Origin of the sequence: Paenibacillus sp. GYB006 (assembly GCF_036577645.1) — a bacterium.
In the GTDB taxonomy this organism is placed as follows: domain Bacteria; phylum Bacillota; class Bacilli; order Paenibacillales; family Paenibacillaceae; genus Paenibacillus.
This window is the reverse complement of record NZ_JARBDA010000011.1, coordinates 62817-76238: the sequence shown is the minus strand read 5'-3', so window position 1 is coordinate 76238 and position 13422 is coordinate 62817. Positions and strand designations below refer to the sequence as shown.

The window sequence follows — 13422 nt, the reverse complement described above, 5'->3', positions numbered from 1 at the left end:
TTCGGGTAATGGGCTCTAGTCTTTGCAGGAATATTGTAACACAAACGCTCTTGGCATCTCTTTTCTAGTTTTGTCGATCCACATCGAAAAAAAATAGCTCCCTTAGTAGGAAGCTATTTTCTGTATCTAATTATAACTATTCCGTTTAAGTCAAATAAGTACCTGTACATCCATTTATTAATAATAACGATAATAAGACTGACTATTCATGAAAAAATCAAGTTTCCCTTGCAGCTCTGCGAGACGATTCAGTACTTGAGCTGCTTCTGCAACCGTCACATAACGTTCTGGCAGGAAGCGTCCATCAATGAGCGGCAGCAAATCCAGCTTAATCGCTAGTGAAGCAGCACCTTTGTTGGTAATCTGTGAGGCATCTGCTACAGCAGCCAGATCTGTTCCCTGTTGATAGAACTTAGAAAGTTTATCGTACTTCAGCACGCTCATGATCATTTCAGCTAATTCCCCGCGTGTAAGTTGTTTTTCAGGGGATAATTTTAGTTCCGGATCCGCTTCAACCCAAGATTGATTAATAAGAAGATTGAATACAGAGGCATAAGGACTGTCTATATCCACATCCGCGAATATCTTATCTTCATCATTTCCTGAATAATATACGTCATTTCCTACACCAGGATTAAGCCCTCTTGCTAAATACGTATACCAATCCCCTTTGGTAATGGTGCGTTCCGGTTCGATCTTTCCTTCGTCATTCGGTGTTAACACCCCATGGGTAACCATCTTCTGTAATAGAGATTCCGCAGAGTGCCCTTTAATATCTACAATATCGGATACAATGCTTTCCTGTGTAGTTCCATAGAGAAGTTTCCATTTGCCACTCGAAGCATCAAGCGCTTCATTGCTGTAATAGTCCATATCGCTTAAATGTGGATGATACACAAGCTTAATGGATCTTTCTTCTCTATCTCCTTGAATTCCATAATACCCGCCAAATCCTTCGTATTGAAGTGTTGTTTTGGTTCGATCAAGGAAAATCTTTTTTGCTGCCTCTTTCGTCACTGCTGGTTCAGATGGAGCCGGCATATTAGCAGCATCAGCTGAGAACTGAGAATAAAAGCTCTGCACTGCGCCTGCTTTGTCCATTGAGATGCTCACATTATCGCCATACACAGGAATCCCATTTAAGTAACGAGTAAAATTAAAGAAATAACTTGTGTCAGAACTGCTCACCGTACTCAGTTTTAGTTCCTTCGCTGCGTTTGGAACGAGAGCCAGAACTTTATTGATTGCCAGCTTTTTCGCAGCTTCTGCTGTGATTTTCTGTTTGTTCTCTACTGGTTTATCGACCTCAGTCTCATTATCCATACGATGGTTGTAAATGTCGTAACTTTGAATTTCTCCCGTCTTTGCGTTAACTTCGGCGGAGATCCCATTCATGTACATATACGAATTATCCTTATCCTCTTTAGTCCATTGGATATTCCAACTCGGCTCTCCAGACCGGTAACTTCTTTTCTCATAACGGCTTTCCGAAACCTGATACCCCTTAGGAGTCGGGAATGTGTTTTCTACGAATTGCAGGGCTTCCTCAGCGGACAGTTCTTTCTTTGCAGGAACAAAAGCATTTCCATTTGGCAAAGACTCAGTAACATATTCTGTTTTTGTATCTGTTGAATTATAAGCGCTAAAAGTTTCACCAGTATTCGCATCAATGGATTCCATTCCTGTTGAAGGCAAATAACCAAGATAATAATTGCTATGTTTTTTATTGTAACTGTATTTATTAGGGATGTAGGATAGCTCTACATTAAAGTTCTTTTCGAATATAGATCTTGCTTCTTGTGCAGACAATTTGGGATTAGGAGAAGGAAAGTCGGACTGTGGTATGTTTCTCGAATAATTAGTCACAACCCCGCTGTCGTGTACGGTAACATAGACTGTATTTTCACTCGTAGGCAGTCCATTCACATGAAGTTGATAAACAAAATAGTACTGTGCATGACCAAAAAGCGGAGATATCGTATCTCCTCCATTAGCGTCTAATTTAACATAATCATCCTCAGATAATCCTTTGATGGCTTTATGCAAAAATGCTTTGCTGATCGCTTCAGATTCTGCATAAGAAATGCGTTTAGCATCACTGTCTGCTTGTTTCTCCCACAAATATTCAGGCAAATACACAGACAAAACTTCTCCTGTCTCACCATGCACAGTAGCACTGAATCCATGTGAAGATGAACCCATTCTAACTTGGAATTGCAAGTCCCAGACTTTATAATCTGGCTGCGGGTATGAATTCCCTCCACCATAATTAGATGATGTTAACGTTGCTTTTTTTAGTTCAGGAAACAATGCAATCACATTGTTATAAGCTTTTTCTGACGAAATCTTTGCGCCTTTTGGAAGTTTTGAGTCTAGAACAATTGAAGATTGACCACTTCCCGCCTCACTTGCTGTCTCTGTTACAGCGACAGAAGCAGCGGAAACACTATGAATTGCTCCTTGCGTATGTACTCCAAGCATAATAGCCGCCATGGCAGCCGCTACTTTTTTCACAGAAATCGATGACCTTATATCCAAAATTCATACCTCCCCCTAAATTTCCAATCTATTCCATTGTATCATACTATAAACTATCACATTCCATATTTCCCAATTAAAAATTTCGAGATAAACACCCAACTTTTTGCTAGAAAATGTGTTACAAACCTCATACACTCTAACATAAACTGCCACGCTAATTAAACCCTATCTCTTAAGTTCGTCTTCATTTCTCCAAAAAAATAGATACACAAATAACCGCCCCGTAAATCTCGGAGCGGTTATTTGGACGGTATAGCTGCCTATCTGTATTGTGCGAGTTTCTCATTTAATTCACGCGTTTGTCCGTAGATCTTCTGATAGAGCGCAAACAGTTCATCGTATACTGCTGCCGTCTCCGGATTTGGTTCATAAGTTTTCGCAGGGCGAATAAAGGCTGCCGCACATGCCTGTAAAGAATCAAACCATCCACACCCGTAAGCCGCAAGCATGGCAGCCCCCATAGCAGGACCTTGTTCGCTTTCGAGCTTCACAATCCGGCTATTGAAAATATCAGCCTGCATTTGCAGCCAGGTTTCATTTTTAGCTCCGCCGCCGATCGAAACGACTTCTTGAATGTTTTTGCCAGATTCACGAATGATATCAATGGACTCTCTTAATGAGAAAGTAATCCCTTCCAGTACGGCACGTCCAAAGTGGGAAAGAGAATGACCTGCGTCTACGCCGATGAAGCTTGCACGAATATTCGCATCGGGATGCGGAGTTCGTTCTCCAACGAGATAAGGAGTGAATAACAGTCCTTTACTGCCTGCCGGTATAGCATCAATGCCGCTAAGCAATTCATCAAAGGAAAGATCTTTTGCAAAAGTATCCTTAAACCAGGTCAAACTATAACCCGCAGCGAGTGTCACACCCATAATATAAAAAGCATCTTTCTCCCCATGGTTAAAGAAATGTACTTTCCCTTCAAAATCAAGCTCTTTACGCTCTTCATAAGCAAGTACAACCCCTGAGGTTCCGATGCTGCTCATCGTCTGTCCTTCATTCAGAATGCCAGCGCCAATCGCCCCGCAAGCATTATCTGCTCCCCCAGCAAATACTTTCGTGTTTGTGGTAAGACCTGATGCTTCTGCGATCTCTGGAAGCAATGTTCCCACTTCTTCAAAAGACTCGACCAGTCTTGGACAAAGGGAAAGTGGAAGTGAGAAGGCTTCTGCAATCGTCTGACTCCAGCTTTTGCTTGCTATATCTAACAGCAACGTTCCCGCTGCATCGGAATAATCCATTGCAAAGTCGCCAGTTAACCGGTAACGAACGTAGTCTTTGGGAAGCAGGAATACGGCTGCCTGCTCCATGATCTCAGGTTCATGTTTTTGAACCCATAATATTTTAGGGAGTGTAAATCCTTCTAATGCACGGTTTTTCGCAATCTGTAAGAGATCCGCACCTAACGTTTCCTCAATAAGGCGGCATTCTGCGGTCGTCCGTGTGTCATTCCACAAAATAGCAGGACGCAGCACCTGACCATCCTTATTAAGTAAAACAAGCCCATGCATTTGACCAGAGAAGCTAAGCCCCGCTACCTCATCAGCAGAAATATTAGACATCTCCATAAGCTTACGAAGTGACACTAACGTCTGCTCGACCCAATCCTCTGGATTCTGTTCGCTGTAGCCAGCTTTTGGTTGATGCAGCGGATACGGCTGTGATGATTCGAATAAAACTTCCCCGCTGCGGTTCACAAGTACCGTCTTCACTGCACTCGTTCCTAAATCTACCCCAATAACATAACTCATTGTATTCCTTCCTCCCCTATGTCCCATTTTTTTCTTTCACTAAATAAGAAACGTCCCCGCACCTTTCGCATACGGGCGAAAAAGGCCGGGGACGATCCGCAAAGTCTAACTAACGTTGTAGCGTCCTGTTGGCATGATCAAGGCCGATCAAATATTAGTCAGCCAAGATATACTGGTTAAGTGTCGCTTTCAGAAGTTCTTGACGACCTGATTTATTAGCACGTGGTGTTTCGTTATTCAAAGCATATTCAGCAAGGGAGCTGAGTGTTGCTTTACCTTCTACTACATCAGCACCAATACCCTCTTTAAAACTTGCATAGCGATCCTCGATAAAGTTATCGAATACACGATCTTCGATCAGTTTCGCAGCGACTTTCAGACCTTTCGCGTACGTATCCATACCTGCAATATGAGCAAGGAACAGATCTTCCGGTTCGAAAGAAGAACGACGTACTTTTGCATCAAAGTTTACGCCGCCTTTACCAAGACCGCCATTTTTAAGCACTTCATACATTGTCAGAGTTGCATCGTAGATATCGACTGGGAACTCATCTGTATCCCAACCGATCAAGAGATCGCCTTGGTTTGCATCCAGTGATCCAAGCATACCGTTAATACGAGCAACACGCAGCTCGTGGTCAAATGTGTGACCTGCCAGCGTAGCATGGTTAGCTTCAAGGTTCAGTTTAAAGTCTTTGTCGAGGCCATATTTTTGCAAGAATGCAATGGAAGTTGCAGCATCGAAATCATACTGATGTTTTGTTGGCTCTTTTGGTTTAGGCTCGATCAGGAATTGAGCGTCAAAGCCGATTTCTTTCGCATAATCTACAGCCATATGGAACATACGAGCAATGTTGTCTTGCTCAAGAGCCATATCTGTATTTAGCAACGTATCATAACCTTCACGTCCGCCCCAGAATACATAGTTTTCTGCACCAAGACGTTTACCTACTTCAAGACCTTTTTTGATCTGTGCTGCCGCATGTGCATATACATCTGCATTACATGTAGAAGCTGCACCGTGCATAAAGCGCGGATTCGTAAACATATTTGCCGTATTCCAAAGCAGTTTTTTACCTGTTGCTTTCATTTGTTCTTCAATTAAATCAACAATGGTATCAATATTGCTGTAGAACTCACGCAGACTATTTCCTTCAGGAGCGATGTCTACATCGTGGAAACAGAAGAAAGGAAGATTCATTTTTTCCATGAATTCGAACGCTGCTTCTACGCGAACTTTTGCAAGGTCAAGACCTGAATATTTATTATAAGAACGAACAGCTGTTTCTGCACCAAAAGGGTCAGCGCCGCCCGCTGTTAGTGTATGCCAGTAAGCCATACCAAAACGGAAGTGTTCCTCCATTGTTTTACCTGCTACGACTTCTTCCGGATTATAAAATTTAAATGCCAAAGGATTTTTCGATTCTTTACCTTCAAATGCAACTTTGTTAACGGATTCAAAATAAGCCATTGTTACAAAGCCCTCCTCTAATTGGTCTAATGTCCGATTCGCGAAATCGTTTACACCGATATACTAACACACCCTCCGCCACTTTGTCTATTGGTTAAACAAAGTTTGTTTATTCTCTTTTTTTTCTGTTACAATAGACTTTACTTGAATTAATTTCATAATACCTTTAGTTGTGAGTTATGAAATTGATTCACCTATGTTTCTCAATACAATAATTTTTCGTAAATCATGTAATGTAAAATCCTGAAGGGACGTGCTGATCCATGGCAATAACCGGAGATCAGGCTCTGGTCAAAAAAATTAATAAAACGATTATTTTAAATACAATCCGGGAACATGCCCCTTTATCTAGAGCGAATGTGTCCACTCTATCCGGATTAAATAAAGCAACGGTATCTAATCTTGTAGCGGAACTCATTGACGGACACTTGGTCACTGAACTCGGTCCAGGTGAATCCAGTGGAGGACGCAAACCGCTTATGCTTCTATTCAATAAACATGCTGGTTATGCAGTGGGTCTTGAAGTCAGTGTGAAACGTTTACGAGGTGTTCTAACGGATCTTGCCGGAACCCTTATTGCTGAAGAAGTTCAGCCTCTTACAAGTCACGACGTGTCATACGTATGTAGCTCCATTGTCTCCATGACAAACGGGCTGCAACAAAAAGCGCCCCCTTCACCCCATGGTGTCATTGGTGTAGGAATTGGAGTACCAGGTATGGTAGATGAAGAAGGAACGGTTCTGTTTGCCCCGAACCTTGCGTGGAATATGGTTCCTCTTCGAAGTATGTTAGAAAAAGAACTGGAGCTCCCGGTCACGATTGATAATGAAGCCAATGCAGGAGCACTTGGTGAACTTCATTTTGGAGCGGCTAGAGGAACACGTCATCTGATATACATCAGTGCGGGCATTGGGATTGGATCTGGTATTGTAATTGATGGGGAACTTTATAAAGGCGCATGGGGTTATGCGGGAGAAACAGGACATATGTCCATTGATGCAGAAGGAAAGCAGTGCTCCTGCGGAAATCGGGGGTGCTGGGAGCTTTATGCATCTGAAAAAGCATATGATGAAGCCAGCTTGCAGCTTCCTTCCCGTTCCACTTCGGATCTTACGATCCTTGCTGCCAAAGGTGACCCGGTCATTCTTGAACTCTATAAAAGCATGGGACACCGGCTGGGTGTCGGGATAACAAACATCGTAAATAGTTTTAATCCAGAACGCATCATTATTGGGGGACCCTTATCAAAAGCACAAAAATATATAGAGAGCTCACTGCAAAGAGTTGTTGCAGAGCGAACACTTCCCTACCATCGGCGTAGTCTCCATATTGAATTTGCTGAACTTGGAGCAAACTCGACCTTAATCGGTTCTGCCTATGGAGCCATATCCCAATTTCTCGGGCAGATTCGAGTTCGATCATAAATGTAAAAAAATTACTGAAATAGACAAAAATTCGCCCTATTTTCTGGACCGTTACCTTCCGTATCCAAGGTATAATAAGTCTTATTATGTGTCATTTATTACTGCAAAGCTCCAACTTGCAGCTATACTTCACGCACGGAATGGAGAGAACTCTCGTGACTTATGTGGATACTTCCGATATTTCAGCCGCGATGTTCATCACGGTCCTGCTTTTCCTTATTATTATTGCTCCCTTGGTAAGTCTTGGAATCCTTAAGTTATTTCAGGGTAAGAAAAAACAGGCATTATGGTATGTTCTATCGGGTGTAGCCGTCTATTTTATATTCCAGTGGTTTATGTGGTTTGTTTTTTAGCTAACGTTTCACTGCTTATTTCATTATTAAAAAAAGAGAGAGACATGATTTGTCCCTCTCTTTTTGTTTTATTTCAAACAACACGCCCCGCTTCTTCTCTGTGATGTGCTCATCAATTCTGTTTCGTCCGGTTCGCTACTTGCTGATGCTCATCAGAGCCGAATTTGGTAAGTGCGTCTTCCGTTAGCTTCTCATCTGATTGTATATATTTTTCCTTCAATTTCAGTATTCGGAGCACATGTTCATCTATTTCGGCCTCGGTTAACCTTCCCGTTTCTACTGCGGTTCGTATGGCCTCATATGCTTCTGATGCTTTGTCTGGAGTGTGACCAAACAAAAGGATATCGACTCCAGCCTCAAGCGCCAAAACAGCTGCCTCTCCTGAGCCATAATTTTGTTCGATTGCTCCCATCTCAAGGTCATCCGTTATAACAACCCCATCGTATCCAAGATCCTCCCGCAAGATGTCTTGAACCATGACGGAAGAAAGAGATGCCGGTTTTCCTGAGGAATCGATCTTTGGATACTTGATATGAGCTACCATGATCATGTCTGCTCCTTCTTCTATTGCTTCACGAAAAGGAATCAGTTCTCTTTCTTCTAGCTGAGCTTTCGTCTTGTTAACAACCGGCAGACTTTCATGTGAATCAATCGATGTGTCTCCATGTCCAGGAAAGTGCTTTATAGCAGAGATCATACCCGTTTTCTGTAGTCCTTTCATTACAGCGATCCCATGAACGGATACTTCTGCAGCGGTGGTGCCATAAGCACGATCACCAATTACCGTATTCGCCGGGTTGCTAAAGATATCAAGTACAGGAGCATAGTCTACATTAAATCCAAAAGCACCAGCCTCTTCTCCAATAACTCTGCCCACTTCTTCGGATAAAGCTGCATCTCCTATCTTCCCAATCATAAGACTGGATGGAAACTCCGTTTTGCCCTCCGGTAAACGAGACACCCGCCCGCCTTCTTCATCCAAAGAGATAAAAAGCGGTCTATTTTCTGCTGGATTATTTGATTTTATATCATTAATAAGTTCTAACAGCTGTTTCTTGCTCTCAATATTCTGCTTAAATAGGATGACACCGCCGATTCGGCCTGAAGCAATTAACTGTGTCTCTTCATGTGAAAGATCTGTGCCCGAGAAACCTGAGATCATCAGCTGACCTATTTTCTGTTCCAAGGTCATCGACATGAGTTCTGACTTATACTTGTCGGACTCATCGATTGAAGTAACACGATTAGGTTCAAGCGACTCCGTATAATCGAGACCCTGTTCGGTATTTTCTTCTACTTTATTCGGTTTACTTTCTGCTTGGTGACTATTTAATTCCGTTAGGGAATCGGCTGATTTTTCAGGGATAACTGCTTCCCTAGAACAACCCATCACTAAAAACATAAGTAACAGTACCCATAGATAATAACTAGTTTTCATGGATTATCACTCCTACCCTACCATTCTACTATCGTATGATTCCCTTTATATAGATAAAAAACCGCATCCATAAAGGATGCGGCTTTAAGCTTCCATTGCATTACCTCAGGCTGAATAAAATTAGTAAAAATTCTATTCACTTATTTACGGTAATCTGAATATATAAACTAGGCGAATCAATTTCATAAATTTAATGAGTTATGAAATTGATTCAGGTACTAATTCGTTACTGCGCTGTGCTCAAGACTTTCGATGAATCTTTCCGTATCCATCGCTGCTTTACATCCACTGCCTGCAGCTGTAATCGCTTGTCTGTAACGCGTATCCTGAACATCTCCGCAAGCGAATACGCCAGGTACATTCGTTTCACTCGTGCCAGGGTTAACAACAATATATCCGTTTGCATCCGTAGTCAGTTGACCACCCAGGAACGCTGTGTTTGGATTATGACCAATGGCAACAAATACACCGCTCGCTTCAATAATTTCTTCTTCGCCGGTAGCATTGTTAAGCACTTTTAAGCCTTTTACTCCGCTTCCATTTTCGCCTGCAAGGATCTCAACAGGTGTGCGATTTAGTGCCCATTCGATTTTTTCATTATCGCGAGCACGGTCCTGCATAATTTTTGAAGCACGAAGTTCTTCACGGCGATGCACGAGTGTTACTTTAGACGCGAAACGAGTCAGGAAGTTTGCTTCTTCCAACGCAGAATCGCCCCCGCCGATTACGATAATTTCTTTACCGCGGAAAAAGAATCCATCGCATGTTGCACAAGTACTTACACCATAACCTACGTTTTCTTGTTCTCCAGGAATACCGAGGTATTTAGCAGAAGCTCCTGTCGAAATAATCACCGTCTCGGAAACAATTTCGTCTTGTCCTTCGACCTGAATTTTAAAAGGACGCTCTGCCATATCAATACTATTAACCCATCCAGTACGGAATTCTGCACCAAAGCGCTCCGCCTGTTTGCGCATATTATCCATAAGTTCAGGTCCCATAATACCATCAGGGAAACCAGGGAAATTTTCTACTTCGGTTGTTGTTGTGAGTTGGCCTCCCGGTTCTGGACCTTCAATTACAAGTGGTTTCAAATTGGCACGTGCCAAATAAATTGCAGCAGTCAGGCCGGCTGGACCTGTTCCGATAATAACTGATTTATACATTCACTTTACCTCCCGATTTCTTCCGCAAACACTAAAGTAAATGAACTTCGAATGAACCAGGGGCGAACAAGCATACAATAAGTTATTACCTTACTCGCCTGGAAGACAACTTATAACACATCAACGCTTGTCATCCATTCACGAATGGGAAATAATATAATGAATTGCTTTACCCGTTCATGTTATAAGTAAACTTTACGGAAAAGGAATACATAATTTATAATAATTCTAATCTAGATATAATTATGATCATTTTCAAAGTCGCTGTCAATGCTCTTTGCCCGCCTTAATCCTGATCTAAATAGAACGACAACAAGAGGAGGTATTCGAAAGTTTATGACAGAAGCAATGATTGGAAGTATTATCTCTGCCTTGTCTACCGGACTTGGGGCAATCCCGATTCTATTTATGACAAAGGTAACTCACCGGCTGCGAGATATTTTGCTCGCTTATGCTGCCGGAATCATGACATCGGCATCCATGTACAGTCTCATCCCTGAGGCTCTCAGCCAATCGAATCTTATTATCCTATCCATTGGAATCTTGGCAGGAAGCTGTGTGCTGCTCATCTTAGAGAGGTATATCCCGCATATCGATTTAGAGAATCCGGAATCACGGCCATTTAATATTGAAGGCAAGGCTTTTCTTATCATAGCTGCGATCACAATGCACAATCTTCCAGAGGGACTGTCCGTTGGGGTAAGTTATGCAAGTTCAGACGACAGCCTAGGTAATCTGATTGCCTTGTCGATTGGTCTGCAAAATGCGCCTGAAGGATTTCTTGTAGCCCTGTTCCTAGTGAATCAAAACATCGGCCGATTTAAAGCGCTCGGTATTGCTACGTTAACAGGAGCAGTCGAGATTATTACGGCGTTTATTGGATACTCGCTGAGCAGTGTAGTTGATGGTCTTGTTCCTTACGGTCTTGCCTTTGCTGCAGGAGCAATGATGTTTATTGTGTACAAAGAACTAATCCCTGAAAGTCACGGAGACGGTAACCAGCGTGTAGCTACGATCTCTTTCCTTCTGGGTCTCATCACGATGATTACCCTCACTGAGATTTTCTAGATGCATCTACTACGAAAATAACCTGCACTTTACAGCAAAAAGCGTCGTTTTCACGACGCTTTTTGTTTTTTTCTATCTACTTCTTCTCTTAGCTGATTTTCTCTGATCTACAGCATTATTTTAATAATCGCAACCCATTTAGAATAACTAAAATCGTACTGCCTTCATGACCAATAACTCCAAAGGGTAAAGCGACCTCGGTGAGGAAGTTACCTGCAATAAGCAGCGTAATTACGGAAATAGCAAAAACAATATTTTGTTTCACTACTCTCGCTGCTCTTCTAGACTGCTTAATACTCCAAGCGATCTCTTCAATATTGTCATTCATCAGGACCACATCAGCTACTTCGATAGCCGTTCCGCTTCCAGACATGCCCATCCCCATCCCTACTGTAGCTGCAGCTAGAGCTGGTGCATCATTCACTCCATCTCCAACCATAACTACATGACCATAGGTTTCACGGAGCTTACGTACCTGTTCTACTTTTTGCTGTGGCAAGAGTTCAGCATAGACAAAATCTACACCCGTCTCCTCTGCTATAACGTCCGCGGTGCCTTGGCGATCCCCTGTCAGCATAGCGACCTTGACTCCTAATTGTTGCAATCGTTTCACCGCATCCGCTGCCTGCGGACGTACCGTATCACGCATCGCAATGATCCCGGCTATGTCGTCACCTCGCATAATGACAGATACGGTTTTTCCTTCTTGCTCCAGGGATGCTCTCGTATGAACCCAGAACGAATCAACCTCTCCCTGATCGAACCTATCCGTCTTACCAATACTCCATTTCACACCGTTTACGATTCCTTCAAGTCCCCACCCTGTGATGGACTGAACTTCATCAGCCTCAAGAATTTCAGCTCCTGATATGCGTGCCTTATTTACAATCGCTTCTGCGAGGGGATGCATAGACTGGCTTTCAATGGCAGCAGAGACAGCAAGCAACTGCATTTCGTCATAACCTTCTGCTGGATACAAGTCAGTTACTTCGGGAACTCCCCTTGTAAGCGTACCTGTCTTATCAAAAGCAACAACAGCCGTTTTAGCCATATTTTCCACATGTGCTCCGCCTTTAAAGAGAAGTCCTCTCCTTGCACTGCTTGAGATGGAAGAGAGCATCACTGGCATGATCGAAGCTACCAGCGCACAGGGAGAAGCTACGACAAGAAATACACATGCTTTGTAGAATGAATCTCCCCAGGTCCAGCCAGACAGGAGGGGAAGTGCCCCAATGATAACAAGCGTAATCGCTACAATGAACTTGGCATATATTCCTTCAAACTTCTCTATAAATCGCTGAGATGCGGGAACTTCGCTTTGTGCTTCTTCTACTAACTTAATAATCTTTGAAAAAAGTGAATTCTCGGCCCGCTGAGTCACCTCAATGTACAGTGCACCTTCTCCATTCATCGTTCCTGCAAAAACTTCATCTCCGGTTGTTTTTTCTACCGGTGTAGATTCTCCTGTAATGGAGGACTGATTTACAGCAGAATATCCTTTATAGATTCGGCCATCCGAAGGCATTAGTTCTCCAGGTTTCACTAAAATTAAATCTCCTGGCACAAGTTCTTCCGCCTGGACAAGCTCCATAGTTCCATTATCGATTCGCAGCGCCGTTTCCGGCTTCAATGAAATAAGGGATGAAATATCCTTATGACTGCGTTCTGTTGTATAACTCTCAAGGGCTCCACTCAGTGCAAAAATGAAGATAAGCATAGCTCCCTCATTCCAGTAACCAATCGTTGCCGCACCAACGGCCGCTGCAATCATAAGCAGGTTTACATCTAAATCCCGCTCCTTAACCAGCGTTGCTACCCCTTCTTTTGCTTTGGTCCATCCACCGATCGTGTAAGCTGCAATATACAGCAGAATGGACAGAAATTCATGACTGCCGGAAACTCCCCATGCAACGAGCATCATCACCCCGCTGCCAAGCGCTGCCTGCATCTCTTTGTTTTGAAGCATCATTTTAAAATTCGGACCGCGTTTACGCCCTGGCTGCGGAGCAGCAGAATTTCCTTTCACTTGTGTAACCGTATTTAATCTCTTATTTATTGCGTCCATTACGATCACTTCCCTCTCTTTTTTATTGTCACTTTCGGTCTGCTAATTGAGAATGAGATCCATTGTTAGTGCCCTTAAAATGGCACATGCTGCTTCGGGAGGCCCGAAGCAGCATGGATTTATCGACTATTGAGTTGAATTA

The 13422-nt window shown here is 42.9% G+C and carries 9 protein-coding genes; 3 read left to right on the top strand and 6 right to left on the bottom strand.

Annotation, left to right across the window (positions count from 1 at the left end):
- Positions 1 to 177: 177 nt before the first annotated feature.
- The 3 genes from PV403_RS19490 to xylA form a co-directional block, all read right to left on the bottom strand.
- Positions 178 to 2538, bottom strand: coding sequence for a YcdB/YcdC domain-containing protein (locus tag PV403_RS19490; RefSeq protein ID WP_213534685.1), 2361 nt, complete (start codon positions 2536 to 2538; stop codon positions 178 to 180).
- A gap of 263 nt (positions 2539 to 2801) precedes the next feature.
- Entirely contained in the window at positions 2802 to 4295 is a 1494-nt protein-coding gene (xylB, locus tag PV403_RS19485; RefSeq protein WP_332085685.1) for a xylulokinase, read from the bottom strand.
- Between the two features lie 154 nt (positions 4296 to 4449).
- Positions 4450 to 5766, bottom strand: coding sequence for a xylose isomerase (xylA, locus tag PV403_RS19480; protein WP_332085684.1), 1317 nt, complete (start codon positions 5764 to 5766; stop codon positions 4450 to 4452).
- A gap of 263 nt (positions 5767 to 6029) precedes the next feature.
- On the opposite strand from xylA, the gene PV403_RS19475 reads away from it, so the two are divergent.
- The gene (locus PV403_RS19475) at positions 6030 to 7190 is read left to right on the top strand and encodes an ROK family protein (RefSeq protein ID WP_332085683.1); all 1161 of its coding nucleotides are present in this window, start codon (positions 6030 to 6032) and stop codon (positions 7188 to 7190) included.
- Positions 7191 to 7345: 155 nt separating this feature from the next.
- Positions 7346 to 7543 (top strand): hypothetical protein, encoded by a 198-nt coding sequence (locus PV403_RS19470; protein ID WP_211749725.1) that lies wholly within the window; start codon positions 7346 to 7348, stop codon positions 7541 to 7543.
- A gap of 112 nt (positions 7544 to 7655) precedes the next feature.
- Here the strand turns inward: PV403_RS19470 and nagZ are convergent, their stop codons facing one another.
- Both nagZ and trxB read right to left on the bottom strand, forming a co-directional pair.
- Entirely contained in the window at positions 7656 to 8981 is a 1326-nt protein-coding gene (gene nagZ / locus PV403_RS19465) for a beta-N-acetylhexosaminidase (RefSeq protein ID WP_332085682.1), read from the bottom strand.
- A gap of 218 nt (positions 8982 to 9199) precedes the next feature.
- Positions 9200 to 10147, bottom strand: coding sequence for a thioredoxin-disulfide reductase (gene trxB, locus PV403_RS19460; protein ID WP_332085681.1), 948 nt, complete (start codon positions 10145 to 10147; stop codon positions 9200 to 9202).
- 336 nt (positions 10148 to 10483) lie between these two features.
- Here trxB and PV403_RS19455 point away from each other — a divergent pair, with 336 nt between their 5' ends.
- The gene (locus PV403_RS19455) at positions 10484 to 11215 is read left to right on the top strand and encodes a ZIP family metal transporter (protein ID WP_332085680.1); all 732 of its coding nucleotides are present in this window, start codon (positions 10484 to 10486) and stop codon (positions 11213 to 11215) included.
- Between the two features lie 115 nt (positions 11216 to 11330).
- Here PV403_RS19455 and PV403_RS19450 read toward each other — a convergent pair whose 3' ends face one another.
- Positions 11331 to 13280 (bottom strand): heavy metal translocating P-type ATPase, encoded by a 1950-nt coding sequence (locus PV403_RS19450; RefSeq protein WP_332085679.1) that lies wholly within the window; start codon positions 13278 to 13280, stop codon positions 11331 to 11333.
- Positions 13281 to 13422: the final 142 nt, after the last annotated feature.